The 22,635-nt window shown below is 55.1% G+C and carries 12 protein-coding genes, 1 tRNA gene and 1 pseudogene; 6 read left to right on the top strand and 8 right to left on the bottom strand.

The window, feature by feature from the left end; all coding sequences use genetic code 11:
- Both VKV29_RS06400 and VKV29_RS06395 read left to right on the top strand, forming a co-directional pair.
- Nucleotides 1-658 (top strand): annotated as a pseudogene (locus VKV29_RS06400) (9-O-acetylesterase); the annotation flags it as partial.
- A 95-nt stretch (nucleotides 659-753) separates the two neighbouring features.
- Nucleotides 754-853, top strand: a tRNA-Sec gene (locus VKV29_RS06395).
- 53 nt (nucleotides 854-906) lie between these two features.
- On the opposite strand, the gene VKV29_RS06390 is transcribed toward VKV29_RS06395, so the two are convergent.
- From VKV29_RS06390 to VKV29_RS06370, 5 genes are all read right to left on the bottom strand, one after another.
- The gene (locus VKV29_RS06390; protein WP_324200474.1) at nucleotides 907-3,234 is read right to left on the bottom strand and encodes a choice-of-anchor tandem repeat GloVer-containing protein; all 2,328 of its coding nucleotides are present in this window, start codon (nucleotides 3,232-3,234) and stop codon (nucleotides 907-909) included.
- A gap of 29 nt (nucleotides 3,235-3,263) precedes the next feature.
- Nucleotides 3,264-5,723, bottom strand: a complete 2,460-nt coding sequence (locus tag VKV29_RS06385) for a choice-of-anchor tandem repeat GloVer-containing protein (protein ID WP_324200473.1) — start codon at nucleotides 5,721-5,723, stop codon at nucleotides 3,264-3,266.
- A gap of 22 nt (nucleotides 5,724-5,745) precedes the next feature.
- Nucleotides 5,746-7,005 carry a hypothetical protein gene (locus VKV29_RS06380; protein ID WP_324200472.1) on the bottom strand — a complete coding sequence of 420 codons (1,260 nt, stop codon included), beginning with the start codon at nucleotides 7,003-7,005 and terminating at the stop codon, nucleotides 5,746-5,748.
- 2 nt (nucleotides 7,006-7,007) lie between these two features.
- Entirely contained in the window at nucleotides 7,008-12,158 is a 5,151-nt protein-coding gene (locus VKV29_RS06375) for an RHS repeat-associated core domain-containing protein (RefSeq protein ID WP_324200471.1), read from the bottom strand.
- A 378-nt stretch (nucleotides 12,159-12,536) separates the two neighbouring features.
- Nucleotides 12,537-14,492: a DUF3857 and transglutaminase domain-containing protein gene (locus VKV29_RS06370; protein WP_324200470.1), complete on the bottom strand. Its 1,956-nt coding sequence runs from the start codon at nucleotides 14,490-14,492 to the stop codon at nucleotides 12,537-12,539.
- Nucleotides 14,493-14,581: 89 nt separating this feature from the next.
- Here VKV29_RS06370 and VKV29_RS06365 point away from each other — a divergent pair, with 89 nt between their 5' ends.
- The 4 genes from VKV29_RS06365 to VKV29_RS06350 all read left to right on the top strand — a co-directional run bounded on the left by VKV29_RS06365 (nucleotide 14,582) and on the right by VKV29_RS06350 (nucleotide 18,178).
- Nucleotides 14,582-15,316 (top strand): zinc ribbon domain-containing protein, encoded by a 735-nt coding sequence (locus tag VKV29_RS06365; protein WP_324200469.1) that lies wholly within the window; start codon nucleotides 14,582-14,584, stop codon nucleotides 15,314-15,316.
- Nucleotides 15,317-15,330: 14 nt separating this feature from the next.
- Nucleotides 15,331-16,527 (top strand): pyridoxal phosphate-dependent aminotransferase, encoded by a 1,197-nt coding sequence (locus VKV29_RS06360; RefSeq protein WP_324200468.1) that lies wholly within the window; start codon nucleotides 15,331-15,333, stop codon nucleotides 16,525-16,527.
- A 26-nt stretch (nucleotides 16,528-16,553) separates the two neighbouring features.
- Complete coding sequence (gene rnc / locus VKV29_RS06355) at nucleotides 16,554-17,303, top strand: ribonuclease III (RefSeq protein ID WP_324200467.1); 750 nt, start codon at nucleotides 16,554-16,556, stop codon at nucleotides 17,301-17,303.
- Nucleotides 17,304-17,458: 155 nt separating this feature from the next.
- Entirely contained in the window at nucleotides 17,459-18,178 is a 720-nt protein-coding gene (locus VKV29_RS06350; RefSeq protein ID WP_324200466.1) for a hypothetical protein, read from the top strand.
- A gap of 106 nt (nucleotides 18,179-18,284) precedes the next feature.
- Here VKV29_RS06350 and erpA read toward each other — a convergent pair whose 3' ends face one another.
- From erpA to VKV29_RS06335, 3 genes are all read right to left on the bottom strand, one after another.
- Nucleotides 18,285-18,695 carry an iron-sulfur cluster insertion protein ErpA gene (erpA, locus tag VKV29_RS06345; protein WP_324200465.1) on the bottom strand — a complete coding sequence of 137 codons (411 nt, stop codon included), beginning with the start codon at nucleotides 18,693-18,695 and terminating at the stop codon, nucleotides 18,285-18,287.
- A 96-nt stretch (nucleotides 18,696-18,791) separates the two neighbouring features.
- A complete protein-coding gene (locus VKV29_RS06340; protein WP_324200464.1) occupies nucleotides 18,792-21,095 on the bottom strand; it encodes an ABC transporter transmembrane domain-containing protein in 2,304 nt (767 codons plus the stop codon).
- Nucleotides 21,096-21,300: 205 nt separating this feature from the next.
- Entirely contained in the window at nucleotides 21,301-22,443 is a 1,143-nt protein-coding gene (locus VKV29_RS06335; RefSeq protein ID WP_324200463.1) for a transposase, read from the bottom strand.
- Nucleotides 22,444-22,635: the final 192 nt, after the last annotated feature.

Raw genomic sequence — 22,635 nt, 5'->3', positions numbered from 1 at the left:
TCAAGGGGAATCGAACGTGGGCAGGGCCTACCAGTACCGCGCTCTGCTTGCCGGCCTCATTCGAGACTGGCGTGCCGCCTGGAACGAGGGCAACTTCCCCTTCCTCATCGTGCAACTGCCGAACTTCGGCCCGCAAAAGCCTTCCCCTACCGAAAGCGCCTGGGCGGAACTGCGCGAGTCCCAAGACATCGTTGCCCACACGGTTCCCAACACCGGCATTGTTTGCACTATTGACATCGGCGACGCCAACGACATCCACCCCAAAGATAAGCAGGATGTTGGCAAACGCCTCGCACTCTACGCTTTGGCCAAAGTGTACGGCAAAAAAGTGGTCTACTCCGGCCCCACGTTCCGCTCGATGAAGGTAGAGGGACACACGATTCGCGTCTTTTTCGATCACACCGATGGTGGCCTTGTGACGAAAGGAGATAAGCCTACCGGTTTCGCGATCGCCGGCCCCGATAAACAGTGGCACTGGGCCGACGCCCAAATCGAAGGGAACAGCGTGGTGCTCTCCTCGCCCGACGTTCCCGACCCCGTAGCCGTTCGATACGCTTGGGCCGACAACCCACAGTGCAACCTTTATAACGGCGCCGGTCTCCCCGCCTTCCCCTTCCGCACCGACGACTGGACGGAGATCACCCGAAACAACCACTAACACGCTCTCGATTCCAAGGAAGGGCGACCGCCGGTTGCGATGCTTAGAGTAGCATGGGCAGTAAGGCTCTTGACAAGATGCCATATACTTTTATTGGGGGCGGATGGGGCCTGGTGGCCCTCCCGGTCTTCAAAATCGTGCGAGAGGCGAGCTACTCTCGTCTCTGGTGGGTTCGATTCCCACACGCTCCCGCCACCGCTCCCTTTGCCGTGAGCCACTGTTAGCGGGGCTATCCGCGCCCTAGCTCATCATCTTTCCAAAACCTTCTTTAATCGCTTCCCAAAATCGTACACTACCCCAAAACCACTCCCATCCACCCTGAGCCGATACACCACTCCCTGCCCACCAACGCCTCCCCCTTCCGTTACCCCATATAACCAACCACCATGCCCCACGCTTAGCAAGCCATACGGATACAGACCTGCTGCCCCTTTACCAAAATCATGCAAAACTTGATAACCACTCCCATCCTCACCTACTACATAGACGACCCCACTCTCATATCTCCCTCCGCTGTACGTTACCCCATACAACTTGCCTCCCATCCGCACCAGCCCACCCATACCCCAACGACCATCTCGACCAGTAAATGCGTGCAACACCCGATAATCGCTGCCATCCTCCCTCACTCTGAACACCACTCCCGCCCCATAAACACCCCCTCCATACGTCACCCCATACAACCAACCCCCTACACCCAACACCAATCCACAATAAGGATGGCTCCCATCCCCATTCCTCCCTAAACCGTCCTCCGCACCAAACTCATGCAACACCCGGTAGCCACTCCCATCCGCCTTCACCCCAAACACTACCCCATTCCCATAAACACCCCCACCACTCGTCACCCCGTACAACCAACCTCCCTCTCCCTCTACCAACTCCACCAACAACGGATAGGCTCCCTCTCTCCCTCCAAACGAATGCAACACCTGAAAGCCGGTGCCATCCTCTCTTATCCGATACACCACGCCTTTGCCGTACGGCCCCCCTTCCTCCGTCACTCCGTAGAGCCATCCGTCTTGGGAGGGGAGGACACCGGCATAGGGCAGGGCGCCATCGGGGCCGGAGAAGGCATGGAGGAGGCGAAAGTGGGAGCCATCAGGTTGGAGGGTGAAGAGGGTACCATCGCAGGCGGGTCCTCCTGTGGAGGTAGTGCCGTAGAGGTGTTGGTGGGCATCTTGGGCGAGGGGAGCGAAGGGGAAGGCGCCGTCTTGGTTGGAGAAGTCGGGTTGGAGGGGGGCGAAGGAATGAAGGACACGAAAGCCGGTGCCGTTTGGAGAGAGCCTATAAAGCGCCCCCACTCCGCCATGACCATGAAGGGCCATCGCGCCGTATAAAGCCCGTTCCGATCTACTGCGAAGCGAAGAAAGAGAAAAATACCAAATCGGTGTATTGATGAGGTAGTCTGAAAACTCAGAGTTAAAGGTGAATCCCGATTGAGGAAACGGAGGTTCAGGCCGCAAACTAGAAAGCAGAGACCCCACTACAGGCCACACGGTTTGCAGGGTTTGTCCCGGAGGAAAATCGCAATCAAATTGAAGCATATACCCTCTTGGAAACCCATCCGGAGTCACACGGCTCTGTGGCAGATAGAGGTTAAAAGAAAGGGAGGAAATGGGATACAACGGTTCTAAAAACCCATGAAGCCCTTGTTGGGTCTGAAACGGATAGCCGCATCCCCCGTTACGAAGGTCGGCGAGCCGAGCGATCTCATCTGTTTCCACGTGACAACGGATAAGTTTCTCAGCAGCATCAGAGGGGATGGGTGCTAAACGGAAATCGAAATTTTTTATCCATCCCGAACCCTGCCCTTCCTTATCGGGGAAGACATGCCATCCGCGTGGTAGCGTCAAGGAGATACGTTGACCGAAGAGCAGTGCAGACGGTGGAAGCGCGTAGGACAAGCCGCTTAGGGCACGCTTGGGCGCAGCCAAAACCCATGAAGAAGGCTTTGCTGCCTGTGTGCTGATACGTATACTTTTGCCCAGAGCAAGAAGGAGGCGCTCTTGAAACGCACGGAGGCGACGTTGCGGTTGGGTTGTGTTTAGCCCCAACAAAATCATAGTTCCATAGGTTCTATCGAGATTGATAGTAGCTCCCTGTGCAGGAGGGACATCGAGGCGTAGCAGGCCTCCAAATCGCTGTGTCCCAACGATAAAACTTTCGGGTGACCACCATCCTTTCAACCCGAAAGCGGTACGGAATGGCGCGCGTGGAGTGAAGTTGCCCAGGTCTTTGCCGTCCATCAGCCAACTCGATTGTACCCAGAGAGTGAGGCACTGCTTAGGGTGGTTCTTGGCCCCTAATTCAAGAGTAAGTCCATTCATATCCCGAAAAGGGCTGTCACGGAGAAGGCCCTCTTTGGAGATAGGGAGGGAACGTATTTCACGGGAATACCCCACCGTTGCTTTTCGCAGTTGCCAGCCTTCAGGCAGGCGAAACGTAAGACGATGCCAGTACAGCAAGGGGGAGGGAGGAGTGTAGTAGGTTTGGCTTTTCGGCAAAGCCCAAACAGGATACGGCCACAGCCCCACAAAACAGAGCCAAGAGAGCGTTCTCCATACCCTATGCATCGGTCGCCTCCCTGAACATATCCTAAAATCTATCTCATGATATCGTCTAGCGACAGTGAAAAGAGGGTACCCCCTCCATAGCACCCTCCCTGCCGTGTAGTGCCATAAAGCCTATTGTTTTGAGAGATTGTCAGCGACGCAGGGTAGGCACCATACGCATTCTTTTTATAGTCATCGAGCGCAGGAAAATGGAATAGGACTCGAAACATACCATCACGAGACAGCTCGAATAGGGTTCCCGTACCGTTCGCTCCCCCCCGAGATGCTATGCCAAAGAGGTTAGAATCACCATCTACAACGAGAGCGCAGGGCGCTGAACCATCCACATTTACCTCCGTTGAGCGACCGTTTTGTCCCCGCTGTGTTGGGGCCGAAAAAGCATGTAAAACCTTAAACTCGTGAGTGGAAGGGGAGTACATGAACAAAGTACCGGCCCCATACGAACCACCGCCGGCCGTAACGCCGTAAAGGTTGCCTTTACTATCTATGGTGAGAGCCGTAGGTTCTGCACCATCCAAGTTCGTTCCCTGTAAATCTTTTCGGGTGAACGTATGGAGTACAGAACAATGCCCTTTAGCGTCTATGGAGATGAGCGTGCCGTTCCCAAACAGTCCACCACTTGTCGTAACGCTATAGAGAAGGCCTGCGGAACCCACCACAAGGGCAATCGGGTGTGCCCCCTCTTGTTGAGGGCGAACAAAGGTGTAAATGGGAACGAGTTTACCGGGTTTTTCATATCGAAATATCTCCCCATTCCCGTGGATATTCCACACGTTAGCCCCTGCCGTAGCTCCGTAAATCCTTCCTTGCCGATCCATTACAATGCCGGTGCGCTCTTCCCCTTCGTTTGTTTCATAGGCAGAAAAGGAGTAGAGTACGCGCACCGAACCGAGCAACGTGGCTTGGAATAGAGTGCCGGCATCCTGCTCTCCACCCAAAGCGGTTATCCCATAAAGAGAGCGTCTCCCATCAAAGACGAGAGGGGTTTTGGGGTTCGCTCCAACAGAGTCCCTGTTAAAAGAAGCAAGCACACGATAGCGTTTTTGTTTATCTAGACTATAGAGAACACCTTCACGATATGTCCCTCCTTGAGCCGTTGTTCCGTAGAGCGTTCCATTCGAAAGCGCGACAACCCCACCAAGAGGTTCATATCCTTTACTGCTGCCGGAAAAATAGTGAACAACCCTGAACCGGTTATCGGTAAGGCTTATTTCAAACACAAGGCCAAGATTGTACGCTCCGCCTTCTGAGGTCGTTCCATATAGGTTGCCTTTTGCGTCGCGGACTAGCCCAGCCCGTGGAAAAGCTCCATCCGAGTTCGTACCATCGGGCTGTCGCGACCCAAAACTATGCACAAGGCGAACCCGATGGGCTTTTCGCTGCCACACAAAGACCGTACCGATGTCGTTGGCTCCGCCATAAACGGTTGTGCCGTAGAGATCGCCTTGAGAGTCCATTACCAGTGTCCCATTCGGATAGGCCCCATCTCTGGTATCGGCTATTTTGCCACCGAAGTTATGGAGCACATGCAACCTCCCCGCAGCCAGCTCAAGCATATAGAGAACTCCACCCCCGTAGACACCCCCTGCGTAGGTAGTACCGTAGAGTTCGCTCCCTATGCACAAAAGACCGTAAGGATAAGCCCCTCCCTGATTCCGCTGAAGCGCGTCCACCCTATGAAAAGCGTGAAGCACCTTTAATGAGCCGGAGCGTACGTCAAGCTTAAAAACGATACCGCCGCCATAGCGACCTCCCATAAGCGTCGTTCCATATAAAGAGCCATCTGGAGCACGCCAAAGAAAATCTGGGTAAGCCCCCTCCGCACTCTCTGCTCCCTCTAGGGGAAGTGGAAACGAGTGTAATAGCCGGAAGCGCCCACTCCTATCCAAAGAGAAGATCATGCCTCCCCCTTGTTCTCCCCCTAACTGGGTGCATCCTATCAATCGTCCCGCGCCATAGCTCACTACCGCCTGAGGGTGCAGTAGAGCGTTATGGCCCTCGCAAGCCGCAAAGGGTTGAAAGCTATAAAGACAGGAATAGGCACGGTCTTTGAGAGAGAAACAGAAAATCGTTCCTGCTCCCTCTCGACCACCTTCGGGAGTTGCACCGTAAAGAGAGCCGCCCTGTGCGTCAAGACTAAGCCCCATATGGGGACAGGCTCCCTCCGTGTTATAGTTACGAGAAGAAGGGCCGGCATGAAGAGGGCCGAAAGCATGAAGACACATGAAATGCCCCTGCGGATCAATCTCAAAGAGTGTTCCACTATCATAGGCGCCTAGTTCGCTTGTCGTTCCATAAATATTGCCTCTCTTATCCACAACAAGCTGCCCATAGGGAAAGGCGCCATCATTGGCCAGATCGAAATGGTGCAGCACCACAACGGCATTTTGAACGCTGCCAAATGGTTTTCCGCCGAAAGACTGGGTTCGAGCGGTAAAGAGAAGAACCACCAAGACAACGATAGTGCTGAAAAGCATTCTTGTTCGCATAACTCTTGTCCTACAGATAAAACTAAGGAAGTAACCGCAATCTTTTTATGAACTTCAGAAAGCACGAAAAGGCGGCTCTCTCTTCTCGGCTTGGGCCACAGATCACGAGTATCGTCGGGTAGCTCTTGTCGGCCTGTATTCTCACTCCTTGAGAAGCCGTTAGGGGGATGAAGAGTCGACTCTCCTCATCGGAGCTGGATAGATAACCGATAAGCCCTCCTGTGATATGTATCCGAGGCCAATGCGTAAAATGTTGCGGAAGCATATTCCAACCATTATCTACACAGACACCCAGAGTAAAAACCGGCGACCGGCCACCGACCGAAGTAGCGGGAGGGCGCAGTGTGAGGCGCAATTGGGTACGCTCCCAGAACAGAGTGTTATTTGTCAAAGCGCTTTTTGAGGTTATAGGTACCCATTTGCCTCCTTCAGCAAGAGAGAAGACCCGAGCCGTGATGACCTTCCAATTGGTCGGGATCGGGAGACCGATCCGATAACCATACAGCAACGCGCTTGGTGGGGTAAGAAAATAGGTTTGGCGTAAGGCCTGCTGCGCAATGGGGATAGGTTTTGCCGCTTCTGAGGTGCCACCGAAAACACTATAGATAGACATCCATGACGATTTCATGGGAACCGGAGAAGCTAAACGGTAAGGGAGAATTTGAAGGCTCCGCCCTATTTGTGTAAACGCCGTCAGTGTCTTTTGCCATTGGGTATTCAACGGCAAGATTCCTTTCAAAATCAGGGCTATGGGGGGATTCTGAGGTAGATAAAACGCGAAGTGCGGTCGAAAAACGCCGTTGAGTTCCGCCTCTCCTATTGGGTCGAGCACGCCCGTTAGCCCTTGCCCTGTTTTGATAGGCCATCCCTGAACCCCTACATGCGTAGCCAAGCTCCCGGCGTTAACAAAGAAAATCTGCATCACAAAATCCAGATCGCCATCCCCGTTGTCAGAAACAAAACTCAGAAATAGGCCATTGCGTGTCCAATCCACCCCAAATCGCCTCTTAATGGCTGTTGGGGTCTCTTCAAAAATAGAAGCGGGGAGAATGGTCTTCTTCTCAAAAGAGAAGTCGTAGATGTCTGAGATGTGCCAACCTGTTGGAATGGGGAATGCAATATGGCTGCCATGCAACTGATAATCCGTCGGTGGCATTACAAACCAATGTGGGCAGGAGCGCGAGTTTGGATTGGCTTGGGAGGCCGTTGCAAAACCTATACCCGTCACCAGACCGGCAAGTAACTCTGTAAACACCATAAGAAGGCACATCACGCTCCGCATGGCTATCTCCCTAGGGTGCACTTAACACAGTAAAACCCAGTTTTCCAGTAGTTATTACATTCTTTATCGTTACGAACAGGTATGTAGATGTCTATTTGATTTTGAGACATTCCACCTGTATCACACACCGTACAGTGCCACTGACGATGTTTGCCTCCTATAGCAGAAGCTGCTTCAATGGTCACACGAGAACCGGGGAGACAATCCCATGGAGGCCCCCAAGTCGCACTAATGGCACAGTCCCCCTTTCTAGGAAAGCGATCTCGATATTTGCCATGACACTTCTGATTGCAGTGCGGATTCGAGGGGAATGCAATAGGTCCTCCACCGTTCAACTCAGGATTTTGATGCCCATATCCGCCATAACAAGTCACGCAGACTTTATGAAAACCTGGTGGACAAGGCGACGGATAGGTGGGATCATATCCAACGTTGTCTCCTCCGCAGCCTGGCCTAAACTCAGGCGGTGTACGTTTTTCAGGCTTCAACCCCGTGGGGTCATGGAGATTGACCGGATTGTTCTCTGTGTACCGATATAGGTTGTCACTTACCTCAAACCAAGGGTCCCGCGTCAAAAAACGACCACTGCCCCCATCATAATAACGTAAACCCAACAACGTTAAACCTATCTCCCCATCCGTGTAGTAACCCCACTGACCGCCATAGCCGAACGGCTCCCCACTTACCAGGCCAACCCCCTGCCCATAACCGTCGTAAAACGAGCTACTCAACACATTCCCTAAACCATCCATACGCTGACACACATTCCCCAAACCGTCAAACACATAAAACACATCCCCACTACCCGTATGCCGTGACACGAGGCCATCCGCCCCAAACGTGTTCACCGCCACCACATTGCCCTTCCCATCTAACTCCACTAAAGGCACATCGTTGACGTTCAAATAGTAGGTGCGTACCCCGTTCACCTGCTTCCAGACCCGCAAACCATCGCCGTCGTAACCGGCAGACCAACTGCTGCCTACACCCACCAAACGGTTCTCCGGGTCATAGCTCATCCCTACCCCCTTATATACCACCGGGTTCCCGTCTCCGTCATAGGTGTTGGCCACGTTCTGGTTGTCTGCATTGTAGGTCTGACCCACTCTGCGAAAGGTCGTTGGGTTACCCACCCCATCATACCCAAAGCTTTCCGTATAGCCCCCATTGCGTGTGGACTGCTCCGACAGCAACTGCTCCAAACGGTCATAGCTGTAGGAAGTCGTACCACTGTAGGCCGCATTCGTGGAAACGGTCGAACTCATCGTAACACAGTCGCCCAAACCGTTGTAACTCATCCCAAACGCGCTCAATAGCGTCCCATTACCGGTCTTGTTCGTCACATTCGTGATTTGGCCTAAGGCATTATAGGTGTAACCGGTCACCACCCCATTAGACAGAGCCCGAGTCCAAAGCCAGTCGTTGGCCAAATAACTCCAGTTCGTCGTCTCGTTCAACGGATTGGTCTCACTTACCAGACGACCGGCCCCATCGTAGCTGTAGGTGAAACTGCCTGCCGGGGTATCTAGGCTCTGCAGCGAACCGTCCGGGTAGTAGCTATAGCTTAGCGTCTGAGCCGGCAAGCCATTAAAGGTACGTGTCTCCGACGTTACATTGTCGAGGTCGTCATAGGAATAGCTCGTTGTGCCGGTGCCGTCGGTCATCCCGATGCGACGGCCATAAGCGTCATAACTAAAGTGAACATTCAGAGCGGGTGAGGCCTGATATTGAATATCCGTTAGTTGACTTTCAGGGTCATTCGTTTGGTAGGTCGTCACCAGACCACGACCATCTATGCGCTCTAAGGGGCTGCCATCCGCATCGTAGACCGGATATTGAACGCTATCCCCATTCGGATAGGTTACCTGCGCCAAATAGCCGGCCGAGTTATAGCTATAGGTGATGGTGTGGCCGTTGGCATCCGTTAAACCAACAAGGCGATAAGCCGCATCGTAGCTATACTGATAGGGATTGGTATCGCCAGAAGCCCCAAGAAACTCGCCTTCTAGGCCCCAGCCATATGTTACATGTCGGACAAGGTTACCACTTTCATCATAGTGATTTTCCGCAGTCTGAGACCCGCCCACATAGAGGTAGCTATAAACAATGGCAGAGTGCCCGGCCCCTGTCTGACCCGTCGCCGGAAACGTTATCTGTACCAGTTGATCCGCTAGATTGTAGGACAGGTCTATCTCATTGCCCAAAGCGTCTATGTCCGCTATGCGGTTTCCGCGGGCGTCGTAACGATGGTGAACGGTATGTCCTAAATTATCCGTAATCGTCAGGGGTTCGCCCAAAGCTTCCGCCTGTTGGTAATTGCCGTCTTGCGTGTAGCCATAGGTGGTTGTTTCGGTTTGGGCGGCGTTATTGCCCGGACCCACCTCCTGTACCAAGTTCCCCAACGCATCGTAGCTATAGGTCGTCGTTACCACCTGACCACTGCCCGAGGTCCCCGGTAACGGAGAACTTACGCTGGCCAACAGACCGCTCGGCTCATAGTAGGTATAGCTTGTGGGCGTCTTGCCCCCTTCCTGCACTTTCACCAACTCCCCCAAAGCAAAGTTGGTGTAGGTGTAGGTAGAGATGATTGTGGTGCCGTAGGGTGTGGTCTCGGTTAAAACATGGCCATAACCGTCATAGGTATACTCCCACGTCCCCTTCCCGTTGGCACCCCCGGAGGCATACCCGTTTCCATCCTGAACCACCGATGGGGCATACGGATCGTTCGGGTCGGCGTAGGTGAAGGCCTCTATCACCGTCTGGTTCGTCCCATCCGTCTCTGTGGTGGCACTCATGTTGTTGTCAAAACCCCGCGTCTGCGAAAACACCACCTGACCCTGAGGGTTCAGATAGCTCACCTTCGTATGATTGCCATCTACCACCGTGTAGGTCACCGTATTCCCGTTGGCATCCACCCGGCTGCTCACATAGTCCGTGTTGGGCTGATAGTTAATCGTGGCCGTGGCCATGCCGTTGCCCGTAGGAGAGGGAACACTAATGGTGTGCAACAGCGGGATCGTCTCGCTGCCTTCCCCATTGGCCACATTGGCATACCCATACACATAGCGGTTGGGAGGATTGGGGGTGCCGGTGCTCACCACCTGGGATACATGGTCTAACTCATAGTAGGCCTGCGCATAGCCGGCGGGAACGTTTTGCGTGGGATAGCTGCCCACATGGTAATAAACACTACGCCCATAACGGTCGGAAACAGACGTAATCGTCCCGTTGCCATCACGGTTAATGGTCAACAGCGCCGAGCCCGTCGTATCCACAATGGCATTTAAGGCCCCGTTGGTGCCATATTGCAGGGTAATAAAGTTGCCCACACGGTCGTATTCCCGGCCTACCGGATACCAACTCGGAACGGTGCCCGAAGGCGCCTCCACCGTCTGCCACACCGAACGGTCAGGAAACGTCACCTTAAAGTAGTTGCCGCCCGTGGTGCTATCGTAGTCCCACTCCACTAAAAGAGCCACCCCGCCCGCAACACTACAAACAATGCGGGGGGTCGAAGCGCTCGGAGGCCCGGCCGTACTCGGCTTGGCCTGCACACGGGAACCGTTGGCAAACACCACATAGTTCATCGCCTGGAGGGTAGTATTGGGGCTGACCGCACCCTGTGGAGGCGCAATATGCGGCCCGGTAGCATACACCCCAACATTATAGGGTTGGCTCCAACCCACCCCAAAATCGGGGGTGTTTTGGTAGCTATAGGGAAGGGCATAAGGCCCCCGTAAGCTGTTGTACATCCGCTCCCAGACCACCGAAGGCCCTGAGGGGTTGTACACCACCAAGTCCGGCGACGGCGTGTACTCCTCTTCCCCGGTGGCTAGGTTCACCGGGTCCCCTGCGCTCGCCCCAAACGGGCCGCCTGCCGGACAGTCCATCGGGCACTGAATGTAGGGAGGGCAATGTTGGGCCTCCGCTAACCCCCCACACTTATCCCCCGATAGCGGGGGCACATACAGCCGAATGTGGCTGCCAAACAGACCCGATAAACCCAGCGCGCCTACCAAGCTCGCGCGAGTGGCTACCTGAAAAGAGGAGGAGGGCGTCGGCTTTAAGCTGGCTAACACCTTCGCCCAAGACGTACCCGGCTCGGCAAACACCGCATAAGGCCCCGGCTCCAAAAGCTGCCATTGCCGCCAAGTCAACTGCACGGCACCGCCCGGCCACGGGCCACAATCCGAGCAGATATAGGTGACGCCTTGCCGGTCGGCCTTCACCACGGCTACAAAGTGGTCGCGCTCCACATAAGCCACCAACGGCTTGGGCAAGAGGCACAGCCCCACCTTATCCGCCGTCACCGCTTTGGCCACCAACCCCAGCTTCTCGGCACCGGCTACAATGTTTCCTAAACTACTGCCCTCCCCGGTGACATGGCACACCTGCAGCAGACGGGATTTGGAGAAGGGACGCCCGTGCGCTTTGAGCCATACGGCCAACCCCGAAGCGCCACACAAGGGGTCAAGTTGGGGTGGCTCCGGTATTCCCATCTTGGCACGCTGCTGGTGAAACCCCGCACAGGCCTGACAATGGCGCAGCCACAACGAGGCCGTCTGATGCGGATAGCCCCACAGCCGACCGGCCAACAAATGGGCAAAGGCCTGGGCTGCAGCCGCATAGGCCCCCTCATGATAGCGAGCCACCGCTGCATCGTAGGCCGCAAGGCCATGCACCACCGAGCGAGGTCGGCTCAGACGATAGGCCGCCCCAAACAGAGGAAGGGCCGCCTGGGGATGCTTCTGCCAACCTAGCACATACTCACCCAAACGCAGGGCAGCCCACGCCTTGCGCCAAGTTGGAAATCGGCCTTGCGTGTAGACTCGCCGCCAATGCTGCACCTGCTCGACAGAGACCGACCCGGCAGGCCACCCCATCTCGTCTAACAGCGAGAGCGTGTGCGGAGGGTGATACGGATGCCCAGAGGAGGAAGAATGAGCAGACACATCGTAGGGGTAGTGAGAGACAAAAGCCGTGTGAACAGGCTTCATGGAATGAGATTTATTGCGGTTTATGGGGGGGGGCGATACACGAACTTGCCCTAAGGCGATAAGAGGCGCCTCAAGCCCCATCTGCAACGAGAACAGGGCGGCTGTGGCCAAACTGGCCAAGCGCATTCCCAACGAACGAACCGGTCGGCGTGTCATCTGTCGTTTCTCCTTTCCCTGTTAGGTGAGGGAAGTAGCAGGTGCTAATTTTAGAAGCCGGCTTTCCTATAAAGGGAAGCCACTCGGCCTCAGAAGAGGCCATGACGATAGAGCGGGCTTTCGGGAAGGATTATGGAGGGGCACCCTGTGCAAGCCCTTTTGCCGATGGGGACCGGTTCCAGGCGCCAAGTGGACGTCGGGAGGGTACATCTATAGAAGATTATAACAAAGATTTATGCGCCTGTCAAGAGGTTGCAAAAAAATTTTTTTCACTGATTTTAGCGCTGCTGCTCGGCCATTGAATAAAGAAAGAGCAGAAGGTTTACAAACAGACAAAGCGGCATCTCAAATCAAACGTGTCTTCGGATATTCACCCACTCATGGCTTTTGCAAAACAAGAGTATCTTGCAAAGCCTGAGCCACCTGTGCCCAAAACTGCTGCTCCTTCGCATAGTCCGCCACAGCCACCTCTCCATTCCGTTGTATAAAACGGTCGGAGATCGTGACCTGGCTACCGTCACCAGAGAGAGTTACCTTCCTATCGTAAGTTTCCAAAGGCCCCTCGATATGAACCGATGCCGGCAGATGTAACACGCGATAGGCTTTAGGCAAAGCGATCGAGACGATGTCGGTAAGGTGCGAGGGGTGCTCGATGACAACAGGCCAAACCCGCTTCGGTGCAGAATAGGGGCGATTGTCCTCTTGACTAAGCAGGGAAGAAAACGCCGGCAGTAGGAGGAGATTGCCCGCATCTCGCCCCACACCGGCAACCGGTATGCGAAAATCAAGGCCGAGCGCATCCTGTGCCGGTGCCTTTTCCGATAGCGTGCATTCGCTGATCTCACCGGAGATTCCGAACCGCCGGGCGATCTGCGAAACAAAGGTTTTCCGGCGATCCTCCGTCAGGTCTCGCCAGGTGCCTCGTACGCTCCGAGCCGTGTCGCCCTCTAAAGTCGCCTTCTCGGTAACCGTCGCAGCCCCGTTCGCCCCTAAAACAATGGTGATGAGAAAATCGGCCCCCTCTTGCTCCGGTGTGCCCATCGGAACGGTTTGCAAAGTTCCGCCATCCTTCGTCACTACAAGAGCCTGTACCCCCTGGTCGGCATCCGGTATCGCTCCGTAGGGGCAGTCCTCCGCCGTTGGGTCCATCCAAACGGCCTTCCCGTCTACCGATGCAAGCGCAATGCAGTGGTTAAAAGCGGTTAGCGAGGGCAGATCCGCCGTGAGAGGGCGTAACCTGCCGGCATAGAGCAGAGCAGGCTGCGCCTCTATACCCGCCAATCGCAACATGGTGATGAGGAGAATAACCTTGTCTTTACAGTCCCCATAAAGGTTGCGAAACACCTCGGTGGCCGCATGGGGCTTGTAGGCCGAAAGCCCGAACTCTAGCCCCACATAGCGAACGTGATCGGTTACCCACCGATATATCGCACTCGCACGCGCTTCAGGAGAAGTTAGGCCGGTGATGAGTTGCACAACCTCTTGCTTGATGGCATCGTTTGGCTGCCATTGCGGTACACATAGCCCGTAAAACCAGCGCCCAATGGCCTGCCAATCCGGTAGGTTGGAAACCTCCATCCACGCACGCACATCCCCAACTGCCGGCATGGCCGTCTCGACAGGAATGGGGTCGAGTGGCCCCATTTGCCAGGTCAGCGTTTTAGAGTGTCCGTCTTTGGAGATCGTCTCAGAGGTCTTAACACCATCCATATGATGTAGGCGAATGCGTAGGTTTGTCATGCTCGCCGGCACATGGAGGGTGTAACGGCTTAGCATCACCGGAAACACATCGTTAAACCCCCAATAGGCCGTTACAAGCCCTGGCAAAAGGGTGGGATGGGTGACGATCTTGTAGGTATAGTCTATAACGCAGTTGTCTTGAATGCCGGGCATAGAAAACCCAATGGCCACCGCATCGTCATACATCGGGTAGTCGCTGGCCACACCCTCTTGACGCACGGCGTCCGGCTGAACCGTCAACACCTTTCCATCCGGCTCAATCGTACGCGCCGAGATGAGGGTCAGCTCCTGGAAGCTACTGTTAAACGACAGGTGCACCTCGGCCAATGTGCGCGCGGCTCGGTCGAATAGCTTGTAAGTCTCCCGATAGATTCCTATGGTTGTGCCATCCGGCTTCACGGTAAGCTCGCCCAAATCCAGCAGTTTCACATAGTGGCAGTTAGGCCATCGGCTGTGATCGGGAGCCGTACGCAACGCCTCCTGAAGCGTTGCATCAAGCGCGGGCGCACCGGCGGTCGGTGGTGACTGGGCTAAGGCCACCTGCAGCCATGCCATCAACCCCAGCGCACTTAACAAAACATAAGACCGTTTCATATGGCTGAATTCGCCTTTCTGCCGGTGTTCTCCTGCTTACCACCCGATCGGTGGCCGCCGGCTGGTATAATTTTTACGAGGAGAGAGCCATGCGGTGTCAACAGTGTGGACAAGAGGCCGATGCTTCCGCATCAACATGCCCCTATTGCGGCGCCACGCTGCCGGTCTCTCCAGCAACAGCCAATACTCCCCAGATCGCAACACAGCCAAGCCCAGAGAGAGCCATGCCTAACCCCGCAGCCATATACTCCGCAACCTATGAGGTAGAACGCTGCCTTGTGTGTGGCTCGGCGCTCCCGCCCCGCAACTTTTCCTGCCCCCAATGTCGCACCCCACGCGGGATGGTGGTTGACCCGGATGACCCTACCTGTACTCGCTATCTTATAGTGGTTCCCCAATCCATAGCCTCGCGCATCACAACAAGTCGTCTCGACACATCGCTTTTAGCAAGCTGGCACTGGGGCGCGGCCTTCCTTACCCTGTTTTGGGCATGGAGCCATCGGCTTCGCGCGCATGTCATTACGAGTGTCGTTTTCAATATGCTCTTTCTGCTCGCGCTGGGATGCGCCGTTGGCCTACGCTCTAATAGCACAGCAGAGGATATGCTGGCCGTCTTCTTCACTCTTTGGGTACTCCTCTGGTTCGGCTTCCGCCTCTATTACGGCTTCTTCGGCATGCAGATAGCTCGGCAAAGTGGCCGCTACAACGATCCGGAAACGTTTCTTGATGTTCAGAAAAAGTGGCAACGCGCCGGGCTGTGGGCCGTTATCGGCTATCTCGTTTTGTTTGTCATTGGGCTTGCCCTGCTCAATACTCTCTCATGAAAGGAAAAGATGGAATGCACATTTCGCAGCGAGCACGCAATACCGCTCCCTCCCCTACGTTAGCCATTACCGCCCGTGCAAAGGCGCTGGCCGCACAAGGCAGAGATGTGATAGGCTTTGGCGCGGGAGAGCCGGATTTCGATACGCCAGAACATATCAAACGGGCTGCCATTGCCGCCCTAGAGGCCGGCTACACGAAATACACACCCAGCAGCGGCGATGCCGACCTCAAACAGGCCGTTGTCGAGAAGCTGGCGCGCGATAACGGGCTGCACTATAAACCCTCCCAAATCATCGTCTCTTGTGGTGCCAAACACTCCCTCTACAACATCATGCAGGCCCTGCTCGACCCAGGCGATGAGGTGATCATTCCCGTTCCCTATTGGGTTACCTATCCGGAACAGGTAAAACTTGCCGAGGGCGTTCCCGTCTTCGTACAAACCGACCCCAAGAACGACTTTATGCCGACCCGTGAAGCTCTTCGTGAGGCCATTACCTCACGAACGCGCGCCATCGTGCTCAACTCACCTTGCAACCCCACCGGGGCTGTGGCGTCACGCCAGACGGTTAAAGAGATCGTGTCGTTGTGTATTCAACACCAAATCTATCTCATCAGCGACGAAATCTATGAGAAGCTGATCTACGATGGTCGTCAGCATGTTAGCCCGGCGGCGCTAGGCAGCGAGAGTTTTCAATATACCATCACCGTGAATGGCTGCTCCAAAGCCTACGCCATGACGGGCTGGCGCATCGGCTATGTGGCTTCGGCAAATGAAGAGTTCATCGCCGCAATGGGCAGACTACAGGATCAGTCCACCTCCAACCCCACCTCTATCGCCCAAAAGGCTGCGGTTGCCGCCCTCATCGGACCTCAGGAGCCGGTGGAGCAGATGCGACAGGCCTTTGAGGCAAGACGGAACGCCATGGTGGAGCGCCTAAACGCCATACCCGGCGTTCACTGCCCCGTGCCGGGAGGCGCTTTCTACGCCTTCCCCGACATCTCGGCCCTGCTTGGACGTAAAGCCGGAAACAAGGTGATACCCTCTTCGGATGCATTGGCCGAATACCTCCTCGACGAGGCCGGTGTGGCCGTGGTGCCCGGCTCCGGATTCGGCTCCGATACCCATATTCGTCTCTCTTATGCCACCTCGATGGAAAAGATCGAGAAAGGTTTGGAACGAATGGCTCATGCCATCCGCAAACTGGAGTAGGAGCGCGAGATCGAGGATAAAGCCTCATGACGCATAGCGAACAGCTTACGGAAAAGAGCAGCGTCTTGCCTGCAGATAAACTGCAACAACTGGAGCAGAGACTAGGGGTAGATTTTCGTCGAAAGGAGTTGCTCGCACAGGCTATCACGCATCGCTCTGCTGTGTCTTCACGCCAGCTCCAAAGTAACGAGCGGCTGGAGTTTCTTGGGGATGCCATCATCGGCCTCATCGTCGTGGAATGGCTCTTTAAGCACCATCCGGATGTTAAAGAAGGCATTCTCGCTAAAGCAAAGGCCTACGCCGTTAGCGAGCAGGCCCTCGCCGAAGCCGCACGCCGATTAGGCATCGAGGAGTTCGTGGTTGTTGCTTACCCAGAATCCATTTTGGAAGGTCGAGGAGGGCGCGCCATCTTGGCCGATGCCTTCGAGGCCATCGTGGCCGCACTCTACCTCGACCGCGGCCTGCGCGCCACCAAAAAGTTCGTCGAAAAGGCCATGGCCGACATCATACAAGAGGCCATAAAAGAGAGTCACCGCCGCGATTATAAGTCCACCCTCCAAGAGCTGATCCAAGCCCAATATCGTCTCACCCCGGTCTATCGCATTCGCACGGAGTACGGCAGCGACCACGATAAGACGTTTGAGGCCGAGGTGTTGCTGCACGGGCGCCCGTTGGGGCACGGCGTAGGCAAAAGCAAAAAAGAGGCCGAACAGGAGGCCGCCCGCGCCGCACTGGCATACTGGAGCCAAATTGAAAGCGATGACAAAAACACGTAAAATTGCCGGTTTTTTGTTTCTAGATTTATGTTTGCCTGCTTGTTACGCTCATCAGCGATTTGCAGTATGTTAAAATGATATTGGTATCTCGCCGCATAAACCACTCTTCATGAAGGTTGTTCGGCGAACCAAACCTTACGAACGGAAAGAAGTAGATGAAGCTGTACCCTTATGTGCGATCACGCGCAACGTTCCACCTTACGCTCGGCCTGCTCATGGCCGCACAACTCGCCCGGCCGCAGGTCTTTCAACGAGGAGGCACTTTTACCCTCTCCGCCCAAAACGCTCCGGATAATTTCACCACTACCTTCTCTATGAGCCAATCGCCCACCACCATCTCCGCCGACAATGGAAAGCTGCAGATCACCGAATCGATCCACGTTATCTCGCCAAACTCGGAGTGGCTGCTGCTCGACATTGAAACGACCAACGGAGGGCCGCTTGCCGACAACCCAACCCAGTTATGGAGCTATGACCTTTTCTATCCTTTCCAGCAAACCGCTTTTGTGGACGAAGTTGCCGGCTATTGGAGTTTCAACGAGCAGGCCTATTCGCCCATCACCCCGTTTGGATCGGGCTTTCTCGCCTCTACCGCCCCGAATCCTCTCGATCCGAGCCTCGGTCCGGTTTTCGACGTCATGCACAACCCGCCGGCCGGCCCTTATGCACCCTTCACCTTTCGTCATGGCTCCGTTATTCTATCCCCCTACAACATTTTGGCAAATGGTGGGGTGAACCCAAGTAAGGCCAACGGCTTCCACTATCTGGTGCATGCCTTTAGCGCCACAGTACCGGAATCGAATGGGTCCACGGTGCTCTTGACAACGATACTGTTAAGCGGTCTGCTAGGAGGTTTGCGGCGACAGCGGCCATAGACCGTCGCGCACCTTCGGCTTTACCAAGGAAAGCATCCGACCTAAAAAGATCGAGGGCGCCTAGGCGCCCTCGATTCGGTTTACCAACGTTCTAGATAAACGCCAACTAGTGGCAACCGCAGCCGGAGCCACAGCCGCTATCGGCATCGCCCTCACCCGCTTCCTCGGTGGCGAAGGAGCTGCCACAGCCGCAGGTGCGGATTGCGTTGGGGTTATCAATCTTGAAACCGCCGCCCATTACGTCTTCCACATAGTCAATGGAGGAGCCTTTGATATACTGAATGCTAAGCGAATCTACCACTACCTTAACGCCATGGCAGTCGTAGACGAAATCGTCCTCCTCCACCACATCGTCAATGGCCATGCCATAGCTTAGGCCAGAGCACCCACCGCCCTGCACAAAAACGCGCAAAGCGGCATCGGCCTTTCCTTGACTTTCCAACAGACCACGAATCTCCTGAGCGGCTCGCTCGGTTAGCACGATCCCGGGATTAACCGGAGTGTCTATAGAGGCCATATGAACTTCCTATCCTTTCCTAACACAGCTTCCGAAAAGAAGCTTTTGTGTGTGCACTAATATCATTTTACGTTAGAGACGCGGAAAAATGCAACGTTAGACGGCCCGAAGTTTGTTAATCTCCGACTGAATCCGCACCAGATTGGCGTAAACCCCGTCCTTCTCCATCAACTCCTCGTGCGTGCCCATTTCGACCATCTTGCCTTCCTTCATTACCACAAGCCTATCGGCGTTGCGTAATGTCGAGAGGCGGTGGGCAATGGCAAAGGTGGTGCGCCCTTCCACCAAACGCGCAATGGCCTCCTGAATCTGCTTTTCGGCCTCCGTATCCACACTGGCCGTAGCCTCATCTAAAATAAGGATTTTGGGGTCGTGCAGAATGGCACGTGCTATGGAGATGCGCTGGCGCTCGCCACCGGAAACGCGCTGCCCTCTCTCGCCTACCTGCGTATCGTAACCGTCGGGGAAACGCAGAATAAACTCATGGCAGTTGGCGGCTTTTGCGGCTCGCATCACCTCCTCCGGGGTCGCCTCCGGATGGGCGTAGGCGATGTTGTCGCGGATGGTTCCAGGGAATAGGAACGGCTCCTGAGGAACGATGCCGAAATGGCGGTGATAGTCCTCAAGCCGAATATCCCGAATATCCACACCATCTATCGTAATACGCCCCTCGGTAACATCGTAGAAACGCGATAGCAGGTTGATGATGGTGGTCTTCCCGGCCCCACTATGCCCCACAAGGCCGATCATCTCACCCGGCTTCACCTCAAGATTGAAGTTCTCAAGCGCATAATGCGCCTTGTCGTAAGAGAAGGAGACGTTCTCAAACTTCACTTCACCGCGCATCGTTGGCATCGGCACCGAGTTTTCACTATCGCGAATATCCGGCTCGGTGTCGAGAATCTCAAACACACGCTCGGCCGCCGTCATGGAGCGGGTAGACCAGTCCATCACTTGGCTGAAGTTCATAAACGGCTGGTAGAACTGCATAAGGTATCCGTTGAACATGGTCAACTCGCCGATGGTCATGATGCCATGGTTTTGCAGCACCTTACTGCCACCCGCGATCCAGATGATGTAGGAACCCGCACTCATGAGCAGTCCAAGCAGTGGCCAGTAGGTGGCGCGAAATGCGTTCGCCTCAAAGCTTGCACGGAACACCGCGTCGGCGCGGCGTCGAAAACGCTCCACCTCCCGATGCTCTTGGGCAAAAGCCTTTACCACCTTAATGCCCGATATGGCGCTATTAAGGGCAGAGTAGAGCTTGCTGATACGATGCCACACCACATGGAATCGGGCGCGAGCGCGTGGCATAAACCAGCGGGTAAGGAAGAAGATGAAAGGCGCCGGAATGAGCATGAGCAGGGCTAACTGCCAGTTGATGCGAAAAAGAACGAGGCCTATGCCCACCAACGTAAGCGTGTTAGAAACCAGCCACGGTATGCCACCCGTAATGAAGTCCCAAAGGTTATCGGCATCGTTGGTGATGCGCGACATCACCGAGCCTGTGCTTCGCTTGTCGTAATAACCCAAAGAAAACTGGCTCAGCTTGTGGAAGAGCGCCATGCGGATATCCATGCTTACCCGCCCGCCAAGCCACGGATTCAGGCGCTGCTGGCCGTAGTTGATCGCCGCACTCAGCACCCGCATACTGGCGAGCAACAAAACCCACATCACCAGCGGCAAGAGGCGATGATCGTTGGCACGGGTCTGACGGATGAGCAGGTCTACCATGCGGCCAACAATGTAAGGGGGCGTGAGGTCGGTGACCGTGGAACAAAGCAGAAGCGCCAGCCCCAAAGCCACCAACCCTTTATAGGGCGCGAGGAAACTGAACAGCCGAATGAGCGTTGCCCGCTTGTCAATACAGGCGGGGCAGACCTCCGTCTCCGGCGGTAACAAACGATGGCACCGTGGGCAGAACTTTTTGCGCGTCTCTTTCAGCGCCTCCAAATGAGGCTCCTCGCCCTTGACCATCGCGTTCAATTGACGCGCAATGGCGTTCGCCTCCGCCACCACCGACAGAGAATAGCGCAACAACGGAATAACCGTCGTATCCGTCTCAAGCTCGATGAGGCCGTTGCCCACCTGCATCTCCGCCGACACACGGCGCACGCTCGACAAGGGGATGGCATAGCGTATCTCCGCCGAGCCTTCGCCATCCGGGGCAAAAACGTAGATGTGCGTGTCGTCTACCACCAACCACTCGGTGGCAAACTCGCCTGCAACGTTGAGATCGGTGGCGAAGGTGATGCGCGGGGTTATTGTGCCAGGGAGACCGGTGTCGGAGGAGAGAAGTTTCTGTAAAGTTTCGTCCGCTTGCTCGTCTTTTAGGTCGCCGGCGCGTAAGGCGCGCAAACTGTTTTCGACCTCTTCCGGCAGCGTTTCGAGAATCGGCATCGCTACGCGCTTCTCCGAATTAGGTTCATTTCATGATACTACGTTTCAATGTCCGATTTGGTTCGTTAAATCGAAAGTTTTGTGTCCAAAAAGGGTTTTCCTCCACCCTACCCGCCGTGTATTCCTCATCTGCCGAACAGATGAGTTTTCTTAGAGGCAGGAAAGAACAGAGCCGATGGCGAAATGGCTTGTCAGATACCCCTGGCTAAAGCACAGGGGCTTGCGCCTGGTTGGAAGCATGACCCGCCAACCGACACAATAGGGCGTCTGAACTTTCGCCCCGTGCTTTGAGGTTTACCGCCGCATTGAAATCAGCATTCGCCTCAAAGCCACACTGTTGACAGTGGAACCGGCTCTGGCTTTTGCGGTTCTCTCTCGCGCAATGTCCGCATACAGAACAAGTGCGAGACGAGTTACGCGGGTCAACCAACACAACAGGCACTCCTGCCGCCTCCGCTTTATAGGCGATAAATTGACGCAGTTGCAGGAACGCCCAGTTACCGAGGAGCCATCGCATCTCGCGAGAAACCGTTTCTGCTCTGTCGCGAAGACAACGGAGGTCTTCCAGAGCGAGTGCCTTTCGCGATTGTACTGCGCTACGAACGAGGGATTTAGAAACCACGTGATTGGTGTTCTTAACAAACCGAGACTGTTTCGCACGAAGTTTCTTCAAATGCCGTTTCGCGCTCTTGGTGCCGCGCTTTTGAAGCAGACTACGGAGGCGCTTGAGACGGCAGCGAACGACTTTTACGGCTTCGCCCGAATAGGAGTTACCCTCACTGTCGGTAGCGAGTTCTACGATGCCGAGGTCAACACCAAGAACCCCTTCACAAACAGGTTCAGGCGCGTCGGCTTCCACCACCACATGCAGGTAAAAGGCACCGTCACGAAAACATAAGTCTGCCGAGCAGGGCTTCCAGTTGGCATAACGTGAGTAGTAGTCACACAGGCGGAAGGGTACACAAACACGACCTTGTGTGGTGGCCAGAGAGGCACAGCCGTCTTGAAGGCGCACCCAATACGAACGCGCATCATAGCGCACGGGGCAAAGGTGGGACTGCGGGCAGGTAACGGAACGTCCCTGCTTCTTGCGCTCCGCAACAGATTTGAGTGCTTCGGTGGCCTTCATTCGGGCGGACACCACCAACTGGGCAGGCAGGTCAGGATGCGCTTGCCGAAGGGGCTTGTAGGTTGCCCGGTGCAGTCGGGTTCCGTTGCGCTCGTTATTGTCCCACCCGTAACGGCAGACAGCGTTGAAGCAGTCGGTAAACTGCAAGAGCGTCTCCCGCAGAGCCTTTTGGGTGGCAGGGTCTCTATACAGCTTCAGACGCAACGTGACTTTCACCACCTTGCCCTTCTTTTGGATAATCTTTGTTTATCGAGAGTATTATGCCACAAATACTCTCTACTTACCAGCGAAAGCGGAAAGGAGTGCGAGGAGTTATTGTGACGCCACGATTGCTCTCGACAATCGGGGGAATGCGGATAGCAATTCCTCCCCCGCGTAAACGCAGGGGGTCTCCTTGCTATATTTTTATGA

It is taken from the genome of Chthonomonas sp. (assembly GCF_035294165.1).
In the GTDB taxonomy this organism is placed as follows: domain Bacteria; phylum Armatimonadota; class Chthonomonadetes; order Chthonomonadales; family Chthonomonadaceae; genus Chthonomonas.
This window is presented reverse-complemented; position numbering and strand designations above follow the sequence as displayed.